13 protein-coding genes are annotated in these 20,454 nt (G+C 59.8%); 10 read left to right on the forward strand and 3 right to left on the reverse strand.

What is annotated here, in order from left to right; genetic code table 11:
- Nucleotides 1-614 precede the first annotated feature (614 nt).
- Genes Enr8_RS07755 through Enr8_RS07765 form a run of 3 tightly spaced genes read right to left on the reverse strand, consistent with a single transcriptional unit; the run spans nucleotide 615 to nucleotide 6,461 of the window.
- Nucleotides 615-4,295, reverse strand: coding sequence for a response regulator (locus Enr8_RS07755; RefSeq protein WP_146430159.1), 3,681 nt, complete (start codon nucleotides 4,293-4,295; stop codon nucleotides 615-617).
- A complete protein-coding gene (locus Enr8_RS07760; protein ID WP_146430161.1) occupies nucleotides 4,292-5,284 on the reverse strand; it encodes a hypothetical protein in 993 nt (330 codons plus the stop codon). Before Enr8_RS07760 ends, Enr8_RS07755 begins: the two co-directional genes overlap by 4 nt.
- Nucleotides 5,285-5,324: 40 nt before the next feature.
- Nucleotides 5,325-6,461 carry a hybrid sensor histidine kinase/response regulator gene (locus Enr8_RS07765; RefSeq protein WP_186767507.1) on the reverse strand — a complete coding sequence of 379 codons (1,137 nt, stop codon included), beginning with the start codon at nucleotides 6,459-6,461 and terminating at the stop codon, nucleotides 5,325-5,327.
- Between the two features lie 539 nt (nucleotides 6,462-7,000).
- Between Enr8_RS07765 and Enr8_RS07770 the strand changes: the two genes are divergently transcribed.
- The 10 genes from Enr8_RS07770 to Enr8_RS07815 all read left to right on the forward strand — a co-directional run bounded on the left by Enr8_RS07770 (nucleotide 7,001) and on the right by Enr8_RS07815 (nucleotide 20,310).
- Entirely contained in the window at nucleotides 7,001-7,555 is a 555-nt protein-coding gene (locus tag Enr8_RS07770) for an HAD family hydrolase (protein ID WP_222434816.1), read from the forward strand.
- A gap of 1 nt (nucleotide 7,556) precedes the next feature.
- Entirely contained in the window at nucleotides 7,557-8,954 is a 1,398-nt protein-coding gene (locus tag Enr8_RS07775; protein ID WP_146430168.1) for a 3' terminal RNA ribose 2'-O-methyltransferase Hen1, read from the forward strand.
- A 67-nt stretch (nucleotides 8,955-9,021) separates the two neighbouring features.
- A complete protein-coding gene (locus tag Enr8_RS07780) occupies nucleotides 9,022-11,622 on the forward strand; it encodes a polynucleotide kinase-phosphatase (RefSeq protein ID WP_146430170.1) in 2,601 nt (866 codons plus the stop codon).
- A 532-nt stretch (nucleotides 11,623-12,154) separates the two neighbouring features.
- A complete protein-coding gene (locus tag Enr8_RS07785; protein WP_246119993.1) occupies nucleotides 12,155-13,132 on the forward strand; it encodes a DUF1559 domain-containing protein in 978 nt (325 codons plus the stop codon).
- A gap of 73 nt (nucleotides 13,133-13,205) precedes the next feature.
- Complete coding sequence (locus tag Enr8_RS07790; RefSeq protein ID WP_146430174.1) at nucleotides 13,206-14,162, forward strand: DUF1559 family PulG-like putative transporter; 957 nt, start codon at nucleotides 13,206-13,208, stop codon at nucleotides 14,160-14,162.
- A gap of 29 nt (nucleotides 14,163-14,191) precedes the next feature.
- Nucleotides 14,192-15,736, forward strand: coding sequence for a DUF1549 domain-containing protein (locus tag Enr8_RS07795; RefSeq protein WP_146430176.1), 1,545 nt, complete (start codon nucleotides 14,192-14,194; stop codon nucleotides 15,734-15,736).
- Nucleotides 15,737-15,778: 42 nt separating this feature from the next.
- Nucleotides 15,779-17,080 carry a DUF1501 domain-containing protein gene (locus Enr8_RS07800; RefSeq protein WP_146430178.1) on the forward strand — a complete coding sequence of 434 codons (1,302 nt, stop codon included), beginning with the start codon at nucleotides 15,779-15,781 and terminating at the stop codon, nucleotides 17,078-17,080.
- A gap of 92 nt (nucleotides 17,081-17,172) precedes the next feature.
- Nucleotides 17,173-18,462, forward strand: a complete 1,290-nt coding sequence (locus Enr8_RS07805) for an EF-hand domain-containing protein (protein ID WP_186767508.1) — start codon at nucleotides 17,173-17,175, stop codon at nucleotides 18,460-18,462.
- A gap of 145 nt (nucleotides 18,463-18,607) precedes the next feature.
- Nucleotides 18,608-19,555, forward strand: coding sequence for a nucleotidyltransferase domain-containing protein (locus tag Enr8_RS07810; RefSeq protein WP_246119994.1), 948 nt, complete (start codon nucleotides 18,608-18,610; stop codon nucleotides 19,553-19,555).
- Nucleotides 19,552-20,310, forward strand: coding sequence for a nucleotidyltransferase domain-containing protein (locus Enr8_RS07815; protein ID WP_146430185.1), 759 nt, complete (start codon nucleotides 19,552-19,554; stop codon nucleotides 20,308-20,310). Before Enr8_RS07810 ends, Enr8_RS07815 begins: the two co-directional genes overlap by 4 nt.
- The last annotated feature ends 144 nt before the right edge of the window (nucleotides 20,311-20,454 follow it).

The raw sequence follows: 20,454 nt of genomic DNA on the forward strand, positions 1-20,454 counted from the left end.
ATTCCACTATTGCAGCTTGACAAAGCACACGGAATTTTGGTCGATTGCGGGGTGCTGACAACTTTGTCGGCAACGGCGCTTTAGCAAGCAGTTCGCCCGGCGGGGAGAAAAATTGACGGGATTCGAGTCCACTCGCGGGGAGAAAAAATTTGCGGCGGTCCAGTCCACTTTCCGTTCACGCGCAAACCAAAGCGTTCTGCTCTGAGCGGCAAGAAAAACGACGCGGGCGAGTCCACTACCGAACAAAAAAAACGTGCGGTCCAGTCCACTTCGGCCCAGCGAAAAAAATGAATCGTCCGGTCCAGTCGGTTGATGTCGCCGCAACGTTATGGTCAGGCGGGACTTAGGCGCGGGAGCAAAAAAAGCCGGTGGCGGTCCAGTTCTCGTTGCCCGAAAAAAACGTGGATGATGGTCCACCGTGGATGATGGTCCACCGTGGATGATGGTCCACATAGTTTGGAGGTTAGGTGGGGTGGGGTGAGTTTGGGCTGACCTGTTTGGGGGTGGCAAAAAATGGTGACTGGTGGTCCAGTCGGCCGTCTTGGCGGGGCGGTAGCGAAGACATGCTCTTCTCGCGGGAGACGCGATAAGAGCATGGGGCCACCATTCTATGGTTACTGGGCGTTTTGGCGGGATTGGGCTGATTTTTGGAGAAAGTCGCGCGTCATTTTTTCGAGTTCCGCGAATTTGGTTTCGATCGATGTTAGATCGCCGAGTTTCCCTTGTTTTTCCAGTTGTTCGGAGATGGCATGGGCCTCTTTTTGCTGGAAGAAGCCGAGCGAGCTGTTCAGCTTGTGGGCCGCTTTGCGGACCTGCGGGGCGTCGGCCTGGTTGACCGCTTGGGCGAGCCGCGTCAGGGCTTCTTCCATCTCGCCCAGGTACGCGTCGACGACTTGCTGCAGATAGTCGGGATCGCCGCCGACCGAGTCGAGCAAGTCGTCCCACAGGCCGGCGGGCATACCGTTATCGTCGATTGGCGGTGTGGCGGGTTGCGAAGCGGCGGTAGGCGGCGGGCTGATCTCGGGGGCGAGCTGGTGGAACGCGCTGGGTGGCGCCGCAGGGGCGACTTTGCGCATTTCGATCCGCAGCGCGTCGGGCCGAACCGGTTTCGAGACGTATCCATCCATGCCGCCGTCGAGACAGCGCTGGCGATCGCCGGTCATCGCATGAGCGGTCAGGGCGATGATCGGCAGGTGAGGTTCGCCGCGCGACTGGTGCAGATCGCGAATCGCGGCGGTGGCGGCCAGCCCGTCCATGACCGGCATTTGGATGTCCATCAGGGCGAGATCGAACGTTTGCGATTGGACGGCGTCGAGCGCTTGCTGGCCGTTTTCGACAAAGACAAGTTGATCGGAAAACGACCGCAGCATGCCCCGCATCAACTTGCGATTGGCGGCGCTATCCTCGGCGATCAGAATTCGCAAATGGGCGAACTCGCGCGCGGGCGCGGCGACCACGGCCGGCGTTAGGTTGACGTCCGCATCTTGGAGATCGGGGGAGGCGCCAATTGCCCGGCCGATCGCTTCGAACAATTCCGACTGTTTAATTGGTTTCATCAAGCGGGCCGAGATCGACAACGCTTTGATGCGGTCCATGTCCTTGGCGTCGACCGAAGAGGTCAACAACAGAAACGGCGTGTCGCGGAGACCAGGTTTGGCGCGAATGTTTGCGGCGAAGTCGAGGCCATCGGATCCCGGCATATTGAGATCGGAAAGAATGATTTGATACGGCGATCCCTGCTCTTCCGCCTCGGCCAACATAAGCTCGGCCTCGGCGGCGTCGTTGGCCAGGTCGACGTGCATTTTTTGCGCGTTAAGCACCTCGGCGAAGATGGTGCGATTGATCTCATGGTCATCGACGACCAGGGCCCGCAGGCCCGGCAACTTGCGCAGCGCGTCACGCCATGGTTGACGAACTTGCTTTTCGCTGCGGCGGAAGCGAGCGACGAAGTGGAACCGGCTGCCGCGACCGATTTCGCTATCGACCCAGAGGCTGCCGTTCATTTTTTCGACCAACTTTGTGCAGATCGTCAGGCCGAGCCCGGTGCCGCCAAACTCGCGGGTCGTCGAGGTGTCGGCTTGTTCAAAGGCGCCAAAGATGGACTCGAGCTTGTCGTTTGGAATACCAACTCCGGTGTCTTCGATCATGAACTGCAGGGTGACCGGCGCGTCGCTCGCGTCGAGATCCTGGATGCGGCTGACGTCGACCAACACGTGCCCTTTTTCGGTAAACTTGATTGCGTTGCCGACCAGGTTGGTGATGACCTGCCGCAAACGATGCGGGTCGCCCACGACCACGTCGGGAACGTCGGCGGCGATGCGATAGCTGAGTTCCAGGCCACGGACGTGGGCTTTGACGGCCAGCGACTTGAGGGTGTCGCAGAGAATATCGCGAGGCTGGAAGTCGGTCGCTTCCAAGACCAAATGCCCCGCTTCGATCTTGGAAAAGTCGAGAACGTCGTTGATGACTTCCAGCAGGTTGTCGGCCGAGTCGGCCACCGTGCAAAGGTAGTCTCGCTGCGTATCGTCGAGGTTGCTGGAGAGGAGCAATTCGGTCAGACCGATGATCGCGTTCATGGGAGTGCGGATTTCGTGGCTCATGTTGGCCAGAAACTCGCTCTTCGCTTTCGAGGCGGCGAGGGCCAGCTCTCGGGACTTCATCAACTCGGCTTCGACCTGCTTGCGTTCGGTGATGTCGGCGATCGCCAGCACGGCCTGGTATTCCTGAATGCCGACAAAGGGACTGATACCGACCTCGACCGGAAACTCGGCGCCATCGGCGCGCAGAGCGAACAGCGAGGTCATGCCCCCCATCATCCGCGAGTTGGGAGAGTCAAAGTAGCCGACCCGCATGCCAACATGTTTGAGGCGAAACCGTTCGGGCATCAGTTGTTCGATCGTCAATTTCAGGAATCGCTCCATCGTATAACCGAACAAGTCAGCCGCATGATGATTGGCGTCGCAGATGCGGCCGCGCTTGTCAGAGATGATGATCGCATAAGGCGCCGATTGGACGATCGAACGGAGGCGTTCTTCCTCGTCGTGGAGTTGTTTGACCGAATAAGCCAGTTCGTTGGTGCGACTGAGCAAATTGCGGCGCATCGAGTTGAACGAGGCGAACAGTTCGCTCAACTCGTCGTTGTGTGGCGGGACGAGCAAGTCAACGCCGGGCTGACCGGCGGCGATTTGCCGGGCAACCGACGACAAGGTGGCAATCGGGCCAGCCAGGTCTTGCGAATGGGAGACGGAGATCGAAATCGCCAACAGAGACATGACCAGCATCAAGAGCAGCGCAATGACGATCGAGACGCGGCTCAGTGCGGTCGTCCATTTGGCGTCGGCGGTGATGTCTCGTTGGTTGAGTTCGACCAAGCGTTCGTTCAGCTCAATCGCTTCCTGTGCCAGCGGCAGCGTGTCGGACTGCAGCAGCGTGAGTGCCCGGTTGCGACTTTCCCCCTGCGAAAGCTCAAGGGCTTCGATGGCCAGCGACTTGTAGGCGGGAAACTCGTGGCGGAGAAAGTCGATCAGCTCTTGTTCCTGAGGACTTAGTTCTTGGCGGCGCTGGTCGAGCTTGGCCAGGCGATCTTCGACGACCGTCAGGTAGGGCTGAATGGTCGCCGCTTCGTCGCCGCCGGGGCGGTAAATCGACGAGACGAGGACCGAATGTCCAAACGAGAAATAGCCGCGAACGTCGGCCATCGCGGCCAAAGCCTGGCGGCGATCGTCGGTAGGTTCGGACGCTTCCGAACGGATGCAGTTGGAGATCGCCAGGAAGATCGCTTCGGAGCTTGGTTCGATTTCACGGAGCAACAAATCAACCGCAGGCTGGTTGCCGGGCTGATGGGCCAGTTCCTCAATCCACCATTGGCTCTCACGGAGTTGATTAAGAATTTCTCGGTCGCGGCGCAGGCAGGCGGCAAGCTCGTGATCGTGGGGAAGATCAGCGAGACGCGACTCGAGGCTTTGCAGCGCCGGCTCGATTTCGTCGCGCCAGGCCAACTGCCGTTGTTCGAGGAAGTTGGGATCCTTCGTCAGCACCCAGCCCCGCAGCGAGGCCAATGACTTTTGTACGCCGAGCGACAAGGCCATCGATTGCTGAGCGATGGGGGCCTGAACTTCGATCAGGTGACTTAGGGAGAGAGACGTCCAGATGGAAACGAATAGCATGATCGCCAAGGCGAGCAATCCGATGCCGGCGACCGACAAGTGCGAGCGGAGAATCCGCGTCGCCAGCTTGGTTTGCGGGGGACGCTTGGCCATTGGTTCTGGGGGCGACGCGGAAGAGGTTTCGCTCACGGGGCCGCCTCCTGCCGGGCGACCAAGACTTTGCCGGATTTCGTCGCTTCGTGGAGCCGCTGCAATTGGATCTCAAGAATGCCGCCCCGCTGGAAAACGTGAGCCGGAAACTTGTCGCCGGCCGAGTAGACCGGGTGAGGCTGCCGCGGCTGCGGGCTTAGGGAATGCAGATAGGCCAATTCCGAAACGAGCAGCGACGCCAGGTGAGAAACGTCGCTGGGCTCAACACTCGCGAGATCGGATTCTTGCACGTAGAAGTCCATCACGGCGACGCCGTTCGCCTCGGCGATCGCTTTGACGTGAGCAAAGCAATGAAGCAAGCGGCGGTAAACGTCTGCCGGCTTCTTGCCCGCGACGAACTGGGGAGTGACGGGGATCGGCTCGGGATCGGAGACGTTTTTCAGCAGTTCGGCGGCATAACCGACGCCGACGGTGACCCGCTCGAAGACGTCAGCCGGCGGTACCCGCTGTTTAAGCAGCAGATTGAGTTGACGATTGGCCTGCACGATCGTGCGAAGCGCTTCGTTGGCGTCGACCGCATGTGCGGGCTCTAGCGGCGGCGAATGGGGGATTTCAAACGCGTCCATGACATGCTGGATGTCGCTGTGCGCCGCGACGATCAGGCGACACGTGGCGTCGTAGTTCATCGGCTCGTTGGGTTTGGTTGCGACGGTCGAACGGTCGCGGGCAAACTCGAAACGCAATCGATTCGTATTACGCCGCAGCGCCAGCGCTTGGACGTAGACTTCGCGCGGTTGGACGTTGGCGACGTCGACCGGCGGGGCCGTATTACGCGGCTTTCCCATATGAAAGCGGAGCGTGTCGATATCGGAGGTGAGTTGATTGGCGAGCGTCATCACGTCGACGACCGTCTTGCCGGCGGCGGTCGGCTGCTCGGCGCGAACGATTGCGACGCTAGAAAGTGCGAGCAAGATCGCCAGCGGCGATACGCAGCGAATGCTCGCCCACAAGGAGGAATGCCGATCCATCTCGAAAATCCTTTGTACGAGTGGCGAGTCGTTTCGCGAGTTAGGTCAGGGTGACGCTGGCCGGAGCAGCATCCGGCTGCGTCGTCTGGCCATACTCGGAAGATGCGGGAAGCGTGAATCGCAGGGTGGTGCCGACGCCCGGCTCGGACTCGGCCCAGATTTTTCCGCCGTGCAGTTCGACGATCTTCCGGCAGGTCGCTAGGCCGATGCCGGAACCTTCAAACGAAGTATGAGCCTCGGAGCGGCGAAAGGGAGCGAAGACCTCTTCGACATCCTCGGCCGGAATGCCGACGCCGTTGTCGGCCACCGAGATCGTCCAGAAGTGGTCCCCTTCGGTCGCTTGCAAACGTACGACCGGGGGCCGATCGCCGCGGTACTTGATGGCGTTGCCGACCAGGTTTTGCAGCAACTGCACCAGGTTGGTATGTTCGCCGAAGACTTGCGGCAACGAGTCGACTTCGACTCGTGCGCCGGCCCTTTCCATTTCAAACGCTAGGTTTTCCTGCACGTGATGCCAGACGTCGTCCAGTTGCACGTTGCCGAACTCGTTGTCGGTGCGTCCGTATCGGGCGTAGTCGAGCAGACGGTCGATCAGATCGCACATCCGCAGACTGCTTGACTTCATCGTTTCCAGGAAGTCGGTTCGCTCTTCGTCGGTCAGGTCGTCGTCGGTCAGCAGCAGCTCGGCGTAGTTGGCGACTCGGCCGGCCGGCGATCGCAGGTCATGCGCGGCGACGCAGGCGAAGTTGCGGATTTCGCGTTGTTGTTCGGCAACCAGTCGGGCCATTTGAACTCGCTGCAGGGCGTTGTTCAGGGCGCGTTCGACCGAGTGGGGAGAGAGCGCTCCTTTGACCAGATAGTCCTGGGCGCCTAGCGAGAGCGCATCGACCGCTACTTCCTCGCACCCGCGCCCGGTGACGATGATGACCGGTACGTCGTTTTCCGCGTCGCGGATCGTCTTGAGGACGTCCAGGCCGGTCTCGGTGTCGAGCATGTAGTCGAGAAACAGGCAATCGATTCGCTTCGACTTAAGATGCTCTAGCCCGGCTTCGGCGGTCGTGCAGTGAACGATCGACGGCGGCTGGTGAAGCACCTTAGAGAGGAGCGATTTCAGCAGAATCGCATCTCCGACGCTGTCGTCGATCAACAGAATTTGCAGCGATTGATTCAAGTTCATTTGCCCCATCCAAATGGCAGCCAGCCGCGTTGACTTCAACGAAGCATAGCTCGCATGAACTGGTGCGCGACGGATCCCGGTTGCTGTTTGATCGACCGCCGACTTTGGCGTTCGTAGTCGAATCCGCGATTTTTTGGGACATGAGAGGCTGTGCCGATTGTTGCGATCGGCGAAGGCGAGAATGCGGTCGAAGAGGCTGTTTTTTCGGGTAAACTTGGTCGCCGATCGACCAGTTTGGGGACTAAAGATTAGCTTCCGGCTGCACTTAGCGGGATTGCCGCAGTCGAGAAATCGGGTTTGATGCGAGGCCGCCTTACGAGCTGCCGCATTCGGTTGGTTTGTACGCGAAGAGATTTCAGCCCGGAAGGGGACGCGTTTGGTAAGCGGGCGGAGATGCTAGCGGGATCGTTGGGCTGGGGCGATGATCGTGCGATTCGCCGGTCCCCGAGCGGCCCAATCATGCTGAACCCACTAGCCCCGCGGCGTGTCTTCGTCGCAATTGGATATCACCGATGGAAGAAAGAGGCGGAGGTCCGCCAGTGAACGACGAAAATTGTCAGGCGCCCAGTCTGCTGATCTTGGACGTTGACGAGACGTTGCTGTTTGCGTCGGAAAAGCGACTTGCGCATCCGGCTCACTTTCGGGCTGGCGAATATTACGTCTATTTGCGGCCCGGTTTGCACGAATTCTTACAAGCTTGCGCTCGTCGATATCGGCTTGCCGTTTGGTCCTCTGCCGGCGCCGACTATCTGGCGATCGTTCGGGCACATGGATTTCCTGCTGGGATCGAGCTGGAGTTTATTTGGAGCGGCCAGCGCTGTGTGCGGCGCTACGATCCGGAGTGGAGAGAGACGTACGACGTGAAAGATCTTCGCAAGGTGAAGCGGCGCGGCTACGATCTGGCCCGCACATTGATCGTGGACGATACGCCGAAGAAGTGCGAACGCAACTACGGCAATGCAATCTACGTGCCGGAGTTTCGGGGCGATCCCGCAGACGACGCATTGCCGCGATTATCCGCCTATCTGGAGACGTTGGCTGATGTCAGCGACGTGCGAAGATTAGAAAAACGGCGCTGGAGGGCGCATTACTAACATGTTGCTATCAATCACAACGACGCACCAGCCAGCCGTCGATCTCGGTTACTTGCTGCACAAACGTCCGGGGCGATTTCAAAGCTTTGACCTTAGCTTCGGCCAAGCGCACGTCTTCTATTCGGAAGCGACCGACGATTCGTGCACTGCTTGTTTGCTGCTCGACATCAACTCGGTCGACATGGTCCGAGGTAAAGGGCGCGACAGCAACTTTGGGATCGGGCAATATGTCAACGATCGGGCCTTCTGCGCGTCATCGCTGTTGAGCGTCGCCATTGCGCAAGTTTTGGGGACGGCGCTGGGGGGGAGATGTAACGAACGCCCAGAGTTGGTTAGCCAGCCGATTCCGTTGACGGCCCGGTTGGATGTGCTGCCGGTCCGCGGAGGCGAGCAATTGCTGCATCGCCTGTTTGAGCCGCTTGGCTACGAGGTCGAAGCGACGCGGCATCCGCTGGATGATCGGTTCCCGCAGTGGGGCGAGAGTTCGTACTATTCGGCGACGATTCGTGGGACGACGACTCTCTCACAGTTGCTGACTCATCTGTACGTCCTGATGCCGGTTTTCGACAACGCCAAACATTACTTCGTCGGTGAAGACGAGCTGGAGAAGCTGTTGGCCAAGGGAGGCGGTTGGCTCGCGGCCCATCCTGAGAAAGAGCAAATCACTCGTCGCTACCTGATCAATCGACCAGGCCTTTATCGTCAGGCGCTGGCCCGTTTGGTCGAGGAAGAGCCGGTTGCCGCAAGCGAGGGGACGGCGTCCGGCGATCGCCACGAAGAGAAGCTGGAAAAGGGTATCAGCCTGAACGAGCAACGCTTGGGGGCGGCGCTTGCCGCGCTGCGGGCAAGCGACGCCAAGTCGGTGATTGATATGGGCTGTGGTGAAGGTCGGATGCTGCGCGAACTGTTGGAGGACCGGCAGTTCGAGCGCATTGTGGGGGTCGACGTGTCGAGTCGCAGTCTGGAGATCGCTGAGCGGCGACTCAAGCTCGATCGCCGACCAGAAAAACAGACGGAGCGAATCAAGCTGCTGCATGGATCGTTGCTCTACCGCGACGCCCGTTTCTCCGGCTTTGACGCGGCGGCCGTGATTGAGGTGATCGAGCACTTGGAGCCTTTCCGCTTGTCGGCGCTAGAGCGCGTGCTGTTTGAATTCGCTCGGCCCGAGACCGTGGTGCTGACGACGCCCAACCGAGAATACAACGTGATGTGGGAGACGCTGCCGGCCGGTCAGTTCCGGCACGCCGACCATCGATTCGAATGGACCCGCGAAGAGTTTCAGGACTGGGCCGATCAGGTCAGTCGGCGATTTGGCTACACCGTTGTTTTCTTGGGCGTTGGGCCAGTCGACGACGCGGTGGGCGCGCCGACGCAGATGGGCGTTTTTCAGCGCGACTAGCGGCGAAACGCCCTGCTCTTCCGCATTCCGATTATCCGCCAGTGTAGCGCAAGGAGCGCATGACTCGATGAACATCAAGATTCCCCAACTATCGCTCGTCGTACTTGTCGGACCCAGCGGTTCCGGCAAAAGCACGTTCGCCCGAATGCACTTTTTGCCGACCGAGGTCGTATCGTCCGACTACTGTCGCGGCCGGGTCAGCGATGACGAGAATAATCAGGCGGCTTCCAAAGACGCGTTTGACTTGCTGCATTACATTGCGGCCAAACGACTCAAGCGCGGACATCTGACGGTCATCGACGCAACCAACGTCCAGCCCGAGGCGCGCAAGCCGCTGGTGGAACTTGCCCGGCGGCATCATTGCCTGCCGGTTGCGATCGTGCTCAATCCGCCGGAAGACGTTTGTCAGGATCGTAACCGCCAGCGGAGCGATCGGCAGTTCGGACCGCACGTGATTCGTCAACAACGGTCGCAGCTGCGGCGTTCGCTGAAGGCGCTAAAGCGCGAAGGGTTTCGTCACATCTTCGCCATGAATCGCGTCGAGGAGATCGACTCGGCGACGGTCGAGCGGGTACCGCTGTGGAACGACAAACGCGAGCTGCACGGCCCGTTCGATATGATCGGCGACGTGCATGGTTGCTGCGACGAACTGGAGACGCTTCTCGGCAAGCTCGGCTACCAACCGACCGGGGAGCCTGCGAATCGCTCACCGCTAGTCGCCAGCCCGGTCTACGTTCATCCCGCAGGACGCCAGGCGGTGTTCGTCGGCGACCTGGTCGATCGCGGTCCTCGCGTGTTGGACGTGTTACGCTTGGTCGCAGGGATGGTCGCCTATGGCAGCGCGTTATGCGTGCCCGGCAACCACGACGTCAAGCTGCTGCGCAAACTACAAGGGAAACAGGTCCAAATCAAACATGGCCTGGCGGAAACGGTCGCGGAGATCGATGCGCTAACCGCCGAGGTCCGCAAACCGTTTTGCCAAGAGTTGGCGAAGTTTCTCGATAGTCTGGTCAGTCATTATGTGCTGGATGACGGCAAGTTGGTCGTGGCGCATGCCGGTATGAAAGAGGACTATCAAGGACGCGGTTCTGGAAGAGTTCGCGAGTTTGCGTTGTATGGCGAGACAACCGGCGAGACCGATCAGTTTGGCCTGCCGGTGCGGCACAATTGGGCGGCCGAATATCGGGGATCGGCCATGGTCGTCTACGGGCATACGCCGGTGCCCGAGCCTGATTGGCTTAATGGCACGGTCAACGTCGACACGGGTTGCGTTTTCGGTGGTAAGCTGACGGCGCTGCGCTATCCAGAGCGAGAAATCGTCTCTGTGCCTGCACGGCAAACCTATTGCGAGTCGGCGCGTCCGTTTCTGCCCGATGATCACCCTGCGACCCGATCGACGCAACAGTTGCAGGACGATCTGCTGGACGCCGAAGATGTGCTCGGCAAGCGGATTGTGGCGACCCGGCATCAAGGCAACGTGACGATTCGAGAAGAAAACGCCGTTGCAGCGCTCGAGGTGATGAGTCGCTTTGCCGTCGATCCGAAATGGCTCGTTTACTTGCCGCCGACGATGTCTCCCAGCGAAACGTCGAACGAACCAGGATTGCTGGAGCATCCCGCCGAGGCGTTCGCCTATTTCCGCAACCAAGGCGTTCCGCAAGTCGTTTGCCAAGAAAAGCACATGGGATCGCGGGCAGTGGTTGTGATTGCCCGGGACGTCGAAGCTGCGCAACGGCGATTTGGCGTAACCGGGGATCAAGCAGGCGTCGTTTATACCCGCACGGGGCGGCGGTTCTTTCCGGATGAGGATCAGCAGCACCAGTTGCTCGCTCGGCTGCGCGGTGCGCTCGACGATGCTGGCTTTTGGGACGACTTTCAAACCGACTGGGCCTGCTTGGACTGCGAATTGATGCCCTGGTCGGCGAAAGCGCAAGAATTGCTCCGCTCGCAATATGCCGCAGTTGGGGCGGCGGGAAGCGCTGCGCTGCCGGAAGCGATCACCGCCTTGCAGCAAGCCTCCGGTCGATTGTTAGAGCCCGATCCCCGCCTGGATGCGACCTTGGGGCGGTTCCAAAAACGGCGGCAAAGCGTCGAGCGCTTCGTGACCGCTTATCGGCAATACTGCTGGAACGTGCAGTCGATCGACGACTTGAAGTTGGCGCCTTTCCATCTGCTGGCGACCGAAGGGAAGGTTCACACGAACGAGAGCCACCGCTGGCACATGCAGACGCTGGAGAGAATCTGTCAGCGCGACGACAGCGTCTTGCTGGCGACCAACTACCGCGTCGTCGATCTGACCGATGTCGATAGCATGGCGGCCGGCATCGATTGGTGGACCCAGCTGACCGCCAGCGGCGGCGAAGGAATGGTCGTAAAACCGACCGATTGGATTGTGCGCGGGAAGCGAGGGCTGATCCAGCCGGCCGTCAAATGCCGGGGCAAAGAGTACCTGCGGATTATTTATGGCGCTGACTACGACAGCGCCGAAAACCTACCGCGTCTACGTAGCCGTAGTCTCGGCCGAAAACGCTCGTTGGCGCTCCGTGAGTTCGCCCTGGGCATCGAGGCGCTGGAACGGTTCGTACGCCGCGAACCGCTCCGCCAAGTGCATCAGTGCGTGTTTGGCGTCTTGGCGCTAGAGAGCGAACCGGTCGATCCGCGGCTCTAAGCGGGACGTTAGCGCTGCGCTCTTGCGCTCCGAAAAACGCAACCGCCGTGCTTGTTGTACAGACATGCTTGTCGTTTCCTGCGACATCAACGTTGGTTCGCGACTTCGTTGCGATACCATTTTCGCGCAAAGGCGCGACTTTTGCCCGCGTTATCGCGAAAGCGCGCCATTTGATCGCAATGGCACAGGATTTGTACATGGCTGGGCATCGTACCTGAGTGAACAGGTCGACTCTGGATGTGGTATTCGGGGACCTGGCGAACGTTCTGGACTTAGGAAGCGTTCGCCAAGCCTTGGACCGTTTCGCGTGATTCGCGTTACGGCGCCATCGCCAACGGTTTCATCTCGTCTGGGATGAGGAATACCGAGTTGGTTCTACCTCGACAACAGCTTGCCAGCGATCGCCATTTTTCACCGCCGTCGTCGCTTCGAGATTTTCAAGCGGCCTGACGTTCGCCAAGGTGGAAACGCATCGCCAGCCCGAAAGCTCCGGAGTATCGTTCCCCTAGATTTGATGTGCGGAGAAAAGTCATTGGTTAGTTCTATCTCTTGGAAGCGTGGTCGAAACGGCTTTACGCTTGTTGAATTGCTGGTCGTGATCGCCATTATCGGCGTCTTGATCGCTCTCTTGTTGCCGGCGGTACAGCAAGCGCGCGAAGCGGCGAGGCGGATGCAGTGCTCCAATAATTTGCGTCAGCTTGGACTGGCGTGTCATAATTATCACGACACGCATAAGAAATTTCCGCCGGGCCGACTTGCCTATGACGGAATGAACTCGTCCGGTTCGTCCACCAAAATCGTTACCGGTTTTGTGGGTATGCTGCTGCCGTTTATCGAGCAAGGAAACTTGGGGAACCTGTATGATTCTCGGTATGGGTTCGATGACATCGTCAATCGACCAGCTGCCCAAACCGGCGTCGAGATACTCCTTTGCCCCTCGGCGCCCGGCGATCGCCTGATGCCGCTCTATGCCGGCTGGAATCAAGGCTGGACGACCGACGTGACGATGCTCGATTCGGCGCAAACCGGGTACGCAACTGATTATCAGGGTATTCGCGCCTTGCACTATTGTGATCCGGCTACCGGAACGAAAACCGACATCCGCGAGGTGGGCATCCTTACCGAAACGAAGTCGACGCGTTTCGCCGATATCACGGACGGCACCAGCAATACGATCATGTTCTTCGAAATGGCGGGGAAACCCGAGCAGTGGCGGCTTGGTAAGACGATCGAGGTGACCAACGCCCAATTCTACGGCTATGGGCCATGGTCTGGTAACAATGCGGTGATGATTTATAACTGGAATGCCGATGGCACGGCCAAGGGGCAGGATGACAGTTATCGCTATATCAACGTCGACAACGAGGCGAGCCCCTACAGTTTTCATCCAGGAATCGTCAATGTCATGTTGGCGGACGGCTCGACGCGATCGATCCCGGAAACGATCGAAACGCAGACTTTCCTGAATTTGTGCGATCGACGCGACGGTCAGGTGTTGGGCGAATACTAACAGTCCGTTGATTTTCTCAACAGGCAGCTAAGCCGTCCCGTCCGAAAAACTGAGACTTGGAACGAGGAATGTAATGCAAGGTTCAAAACGGTGGTCGCTACGGGAAATGGCCGCTTGTTTCGTAGGTGCAATCGCCGTCAGTGGGATCTGTTTTCCCTTGGCGGCGATGGCTCGCGAGGAGGCTCGGCAGGCCGATTGTAAATCGCGATTGGCGAAGCTTGGCAAGGGCTGTATTACCTTCGCCGATTTGCACGCGCAAAGCCTTCCCAGCAATCGTCGCCAGCCGCATGTCAGCTGGAACGCGCTGATCCTGCCGCAATTGGAGCGGCAGGATTTGTACGACAAGTACGACCTGAGCGCCGAGTGGTGGGAAGGGGCGAATCGCGAACTTGGGGCCACGCACTTGGCGGAGCTGACCTGTCCCGCGGGTCCGCATCCCGAGCGGATGATACCACTGCTGGATCCCGATGGTGGGAAGTTCAAAGCGGCCGGCACCGACTACGTCGCCTCGGCCGGCGCTTACCTGCATACGAACAAGCCGGACAAGCTGTACCGGGGCGCCTTGGCGTCGCCGGGACGGTTTTATGGGGCGTCAAATGTGCGGGCCGGCCATGCGGTCAAGCTCACCGAAATTACGGACGGCCTCTCCAACTCGGCTTTGATCGTCGAAATGGCGGACAAGCCGAACACTTGGCGGGCCGGAAAGATGTTTGGTGAAGAGAATTCGCAGTATGAAGGCAAACCGTTGGTCGAAGGATATAGCTTTGGCCAGTGGGTGGCGCCCAACTGGAATCATCTGCGGTCGTACGACGCCACCGGGCTGAATCAGTTCGGCGAGTGCGGCGTGAACTGCTCCAACAGCGGTTCGATCTACGGCTTCCATCCTGGATTGGCAAATGTAGCCCTGGCCGATGGCAGCGTTGTGCCGGTAAGAGCTGGCCTTTCGCAAGAGGTCATGGTCGCACTGGTCAGTATCGCCGATGGCGAATTGATCACTGCGGACGACTTTGCGGTTGCCGAATCTCCCTAGTTTCTTCGCCACTATTCGGTCAGGTCGGTATGTTTCGTGCGATTCAGATGGCGGGCTTGCTGGCGCTACTCGCGACCGGGGCGATTCCGGCGGCAGCTGCGCAAGGGGGCGATGCGGAAGCGATCGCCCAGCTGATCGATGCGCGTCTGCAAGAGCTGTGGAGCGAGCGAGGAGTCGCGCCGGCGGCTCCCGCCGACAGCGCGACATTCCTGCGCCGAGCAAGCCTTGATCTGCTGGGTCGCATTCCGACGGCGGCCGAAGCGCGATCGTTTGTTCGGGAAGATTCGCCTAAATTACGTAAGGCGACGATCGGCCGGATGGTCGAAAACTCCGCCAGCTCGGAACGGCTGGCCCAAATCTTGCGGCGCAGTTGGTTTCCGCAAACCGACGTCTCACCGTACCAATACTTGACGGTCGACACCGAGCGGTGGCTGACGCGGCAGTTGCAGCAGCGGACGCCGCTCAATCAGATCGCGCAGCGGATGATCGCCGTCTCGTACGTGCCGAACGAAACGCACGTGGGCGCCGCGGCGATTCCGCGCACCTTAATCGAGGCGAACGACCACAGGGCCGAGCGGATGGCGGCCAACGCGACCGGATCGTTCCTGGGAATCGACATCAGTTGTGCGCAGTGCCACGATCATCCCTTTGGCAGTTGGACGCAGGATCAGTTCTGGCAAACCGCGGCCTTTTTCACCCGCACGACCACCGATGCGGCGACGCCGTTTTCGTTAGCGATGCTGAAGATCGACGTGCCGGAGACCGATCGCCACGTTTCGGCGCAGTTGTTCACCGGAGAGACGATCGCCGCTGGCGACGAAGCCCCGTTTCAGAGCGGTCGAGATGCGTTCGCCGTGTGGGTCGCCGGCAATGAGAACCCGTTTTTCGCACGACATGTCGTCAATCGGCTGTGGGCCGAATATTTTGGCGCTCCGCTGGTGCAGGAGTACGATGAAGAGCCGGATGATCCTCGGCTGGCTCAATTGCTAGACGAGTTGGCGGGGCAATTGGTGCAAGCCAGATTCGATATTCGTGCGTTGTCGGAAGGGCTGGTCCTGACCCAGGCCTATCAGTTGGGAACGGCGACCGACTCGACCTATGAATCGGGCGCCAATCTGTTCGCCGCGGCGAAGGTGCGCGGGATGACCGGCGAGCAATTGTACGACAGCCTCTGCGTCTCCGCCGGTCGCCCTCCGGTACGCGAGGATCTAGATTCGACCGTCGCTTTGCGTCGTCGTCGCGATTTCTGCGAGCAGTTCCGGATCAACAGCGCCGCTCCAGAGCGTTCGATGACCCAATCGTTGGCGATGATGAATGGCGTTTTCGCGCGCCAACTGATCGATCCTGACGAAAACCCAACGCTACAGGCGATGAATACCGTCCCCTTTTTATCAGCGCGCGAGCGCACCGACGCGCTCTTTTGGGCGACCTTGGGACGTGGCCCGACCGATCAAGAGCGGCGACGATTGCAGGAAGCGGGAATGGGGGGCGATGATGCGGCGACCCGTTCCGCCAGGAATGCCGATTTGTATTGGATTTTGATCAACACGGTTGAATTCAGCACCAATCACTAGCGCTGGGCGCCTAACGACGCTGGGATATGGGAAAGAACAAAGATGTCGAACAGCTTAAATCGAAGAAGGTGGTTGCGGTCGCTTGCCGCCTCGATGTCGATCTCAGCCCTCGGCGCCTCGGGGGGCGCACCAAGCGGTTGGTTGCGGCAGTTGGCGGCTGGACAGTCCGAGTCGCCAATCACGCAGAAGAATATCATCTTGTTGTGGCTTAACGGCGGCCCGGCGACGATTGATCTTTGGGACTTGAAGCCCGGACATGAAAATGGGGGGCCCTTCCAGACGTGCGCAACGCGTTCTCCCGAAATCCGCTTCAGCGAACATCTGCCGCAATTGGCCAAGTGTGCCGACCAAATGGCGATCGTCCGCAGCATGACGTCCAAAGAAGGGGATCATGATCGCGCCGTCCACCTGGGACGCACCGGTTATGTGCCGCAGGCCGGAATCGACTTTCCCGATCTAGGCGCGCTGGTCGCCGCCGAGGTCGGTCGGGATGAGGGGTTGCTGCCGAGCTTCGTCAGTATCGCCCCGCCGCAGCGCGGCAATTTCGCCGGCAGCGGCTTTTTGGGACCCCGCTTCGCCCCGATGAATATTGCGGAATTCGGCAATTCGCCGGCCGATCTGCAGGTGCGAAACCTGCACTCCCCTTTAATCGATCTTGAGCGTCGCAAACGGACCAAGATGGTGTTGGGAGAAATGGATCGCGACTTTGTCCAAACTCATGCCGGCCCGGTCGCCCAAGGTTATCAGGCGGCGCAAGAGCGGGCGATCCGCCTGATGAAGCCCGAGGCGGTCGCCGCCTTCGATCTGGAGCGGGAAGGCGAGGCTCTGCGGGATCGGTATGGTCGCAACCTGTTTGGCCAGGGATGCTTGCTGGCGCGGAGGTTGGTGGAACGGGGAACGTCATTTGTCGAGGTGACGCTGGACGGCTGGGACACGCACAACGACAACTTCAATCGCTTGCAAGCCCTTTCGACGCAGCTTGACGCCGCGATGGCCTCGCTGGTCGTCGATTTGCGCGAGCGAGGTTTGCTCGAATCGACGCTCGTCATTTGCCAGGGTGAGTTTGGCCGAACCCCCAAAATCAACGTCAACGCGGGGCGAGATCACTGGCCGCGCGGTTGGTCGGTCGCGCTGGCCGGAGGCGGCGTTGGCCGCGGTCAGGTGATCGGTGCGACCACCGCCGACGGCATGGCGGTGGATGGAGATGGTTACGTTGTGCCTGACCTGATCGCATCGGTCTGCACCTGGCTGGGAACCGACTATCGCAAACAGAACGCCTCGAATGTGAATCGGCCAATTCGGATCGCCGATCCCGACGCCAAGCCGATCCCGGGGTTAGTTTAATCATGCGAGCGTCTAAACTAGTCGGGGGCGTTGCAATCGCGCTGATAGTCGCTTGCTGTGGGGTGTTGAGCGCCCAACCGGCTGTAGAACGATTGGCAGGAGAACGCGGCGTTCGTCTCTGGCTCGACCCTGCTCTGCCGGACGAGGCGATCGAGCTGTTTGTCTCGGTCGAGGGGGAGTCGGCCGTCGTCGCACGCCGGGAAGCGTACCGTTGGTTGTTCGACTTTTTGGACGTCGATGGCAACGGCGTGCTCGAAGGAGCGGAGGCTCATTCGCTACCGACGCCGTTCGGGCTGCGGCAAGTATCGGCTGGACGTCTGATGACGGCCGTCGGGGCTCCGCCCGCTTCGATGAATCAAGACCAGGACGGCCAGCTTAACCCCGACGAATTGATCGCCTACTACGAGCAAGCCGATTGTGGCGGATGCGTCGTCACGTATGGCGCCGACCCCGGCGCCAAGTCCTTGAACGCCGCGATCCGCGAGCGACTTGCCTTGCGGCAGGAAGGGCTGCGCGGCTCGCCGACGCTTGCCGACCGGTTTCTCGCGCTGCACAAACTGGATGCCAACAACGACGAGTTGATCAGTCCTGGGGAATTGCTCAGTAGCGCTCGCTATCCCGGGACCAACGCGGCTCGGTTGCTGTTGCCGCAAGATCAAACAGGCGAAAGCTCCACCGACTCCGCGCGGCGCTGGAAGATCCGTTTTGTTGATGGAAATCCGACGCTAGGAGATTCCTCGAGCGCTTGGCTCGAGTCGCGGCGAAGCTCGGTTCGGATTCATTTGGCCGCCGGCAAACACGCCGGATCGCTGGCGAAGCTAGAGCAGTTGTTGACGCAGCTCGGGCAGTTGCAGTCGGCCCGATTCGCCGGCGGCGTTCCGATCGATCAACTCGAAGGCGTTCCCAACGAATCGGAACTGCGGAGCTTTTTGCGTTTGATCGACGCCAATCATGATGGTCGAGCGACGGTGGAGGAAGGCAAACAGTGGTCGAACGTCTATAAGCGTCTGGCCGTGCTCCAGCCGGTGATCGCCATCCTTGATCTCGGTTCGAGTCTCTTTCCGCTGCTTGACCAGAATCACGACGGCTCGCTATCGAACGCCGAATTGCGCCAAGGCCCCGAAGTCCTGGAGCAGGCGAAGCTGATTGTCGATGGCGAGATCGCCTGGGATCGGCTCCCGCGACAGTATCGTATTATTGTCGCCAATGGTCTGCCACAGTCGCTGCTCGATCACGCTCCTGTCGAGGCCCCAGCTTGGTTTCAGGCGATGGATCGCAACGGGGACGGCCTAGTGTCGAGCGGCGAGTTTCTCGCGGATGAGGCGCAGTTTCGCCGCTTGGATCAGAATGGCGACGGCTACGTTTCGCCTGACGAATTGTAGGTTCTTCGCTTCTGCGTCTGCCGAGAGCGGCGAAACGCGGCGGATGGTCTACAATAGCGGGCGAACATTCTCTCGCCGGTTGGCGTCTAGGGACTGTTGAATGTCCGCGACCGCGAATTGCCGCGCTTGGCGCCTGGAGTCGAAATTGTCCGAGCCCGTTCATTACCATCCCAATCTGATCTTCTCGCCTGGCACGCAAGTGGTCGTGCTGCGCGATATTGTGGGGCCTAACGGGCGAACGCTGCATCCCCGCGGCGCGGTTGGCGTGGTGGTGAAGTCGCCGGTCGATTTGCAGCATAGCTATCGGATCCGCTTTCCCGACGGGGTCGAGGAATCGCTGCCGCCGAGCGATCTGGCGCTGCTGGCGAAGCATAAAGAAGGCGAGATCGGGGCGCGCGACGCCGGCGCCGACAAAGATTTGCTCGATCGCGTGCTGTTTCGGTGCATTGTTGGTTCGCAGGCTTTCGGGTTGGCGGATGACGAATCGGACATTGACCGCCGCGGTTTCTATCTGCCGCCGGCGCACTTGCATTGGTCACTGTATGGCGTGCCGGAGCAACTGGAGCTGGACCAGTCGCAGGAAGCGTATTGGGAACTGCAGAAGTTCATTGTGCTGGCGCTGAAAGCGAACCCCAACGTGCTGGAGTGTCTCTATTCTCCCCTGGTCGAGAAAGCGACGCCGCTAGCGCAGCGGTTGCTCGACATGCGATCGATCTTCCTGTCGCGACTCGTTTACCAAACCTACAACGGTTACGCGATGTCGCAGTTCAAGAAGATGCAAAGCGACATCCGCAGCCAAGGCCAGGTGAAATGGAAGCATGTGATGCACCTGATTCGGCTGTTGATCAGCGGGATTCGGGTGCTGCAGGAAGGGGAAGTGCCGGTCGACGTCGGTCCGCACCGCGAGCGATTGCTGGCGATCAAGCGGCGCGAAATGCCGTGGGCAGAGACCGAGGCGTGGCGGCGAGAGCTGCATGCCGAGTTCGACGCCGCGCTGCAAGCGACGACGCTGCCGGAGCGTCCCAACTACGAACAAGCGAACGCCTTTTTGGTCGAAGCGCGGCAAGCCGCGCTCGCCGATGAATTGCCATGACCATCGAACCGAGACTGTACAAACAAGTCGACGGGCATCCATATCCCCTGCTCTTCGCGACGATCAGCGGCGCGCATTTGTACGGATTTCCCTCGCCTGACTCCGACTTCGACTTGCGGGGGATTCACCTCTTGCCGCTGGCCGACGTCGTCGGTCTGCGCGAAGCGGAGGAGACAGTCGAAAAGTCGGGCATCCATGACGGGCTCGAGATCGATCTGGTGACGCATGACGTGAAAAAATTCTTTCTGCTGATGCTAAAGAAGAACGGTTATGTGCTGGAGCAACTTCTCTCTCCGCTCGTCGTACAAACGACGCCTGAGCATGAAGAGGTGAAGTCGCTGGCGCCAGCTTGCATCACACGCCATCATGCGCACCACTACCTCGGCTTCGCGGCGACGCAGTGGAAGCTGTTCCAAAAAGAAGACCCGCCGCGGGTGAAGCCGCTGCTCTACGTCTATCGCGTGCTGCTAACGGGGATTCACTTGATGCGGACCGGCGAGATCGAAGCGAACCTGGTTCGTTTGAATGAGGAGGCCCGCTTGCCGTATCTGCCTGATCTGATCGCCCAGAAACAGGAAGGCCCCGAAAAAGGTACGTTGTCGGCGACCGACTTGGCGCTGCATCAGCAGGAGTACGAGCGGCTGACCTGGGAGCTGGAAGAAGCGCGGGAGCGAAGTCAGCTGCCGGAACAGGCGACGGCGAAGGATGCACTGAATGATCTATTGGTGCGTATTCGCTTGAATCAGTCGTCCTAGTAGCCCGAAGCGCCAGCGAGGGAAATGCGGATGGACCCAGTGAAACGCTTGGCGTCAATGAATAGATAAGTAGCGTAGGTAAGACGAACGCATCGGCGATTTTCAACTTCGTCGCATGCTTGCGACCGCAATTTCCTCGCTTGC

The sequence above is a fragment of the Blastopirellula retiformator genome (assembly GCF_007859755.1).
Classification (GTDB): domain Bacteria; phylum Planctomycetota; class Planctomycetia; order Pirellulales; family Pirellulaceae; genus Blastopirellula; species Blastopirellula retiformator.

What these genes read in the sequence shown, in the direction of transcription:
- Enr8_RS07760 (WP_146430161.1), bottom strand. Translation starts at nt 5,284, where the DNA reads ATGGATCGGCATTCCTCCTTGTGGGCGAGCATTCGCTGCGTATCGCCG.
- Enr8_RS07765 (WP_186767507.1), bottom strand. Translation starts at nt 6,461, where the DNA reads ATGAACTTGAATCAATCGCTGCAAATTCTGTTGATCGACGACAGCGTC.
- Enr8_RS07775 (WP_146430168.1), top strand. Translation starts at nt 7,557, where the DNA reads ATGTTGCTATCAATCACAACGACGCACCAGCCAGCCGTCGATCTCGGT.
- Enr8_RS07780 (WP_146430170.1), top strand. Translation starts at nt 9,022, where the DNA reads ATGAACATCAAGATTCCCCAACTATCGCTCGTCGTACTTGTCGGACCC.
- Enr8_RS07790 (WP_146430174.1), top strand. Translation starts at nt 13,206, where the DNA reads ATGCAAGGTTCAAAACGGTGGTCGCTACGGGAAATGGCCGCTTGTTTC.
- Enr8_RS07795 (WP_146430176.1), top strand. Translation starts at nt 14,192, where the DNA reads ATGTTTCGTGCGATTCAGATGGCGGGCTTGCTGGCGCTACTCGCGACC.
- Enr8_RS07800 (WP_146430178.1), top strand. Translation starts at nt 15,779, where the DNA reads ATGTCGAACAGCTTAAATCGAAGAAGGTGGTTGCGGTCGCTTGCCGCC.
- Enr8_RS07815 (WP_146430185.1), top strand. Translation starts at nt 19,552, where the DNA reads ATGACCATCGAACCGAGACTGTACAAACAAGTCGACGGGCATCCATAT.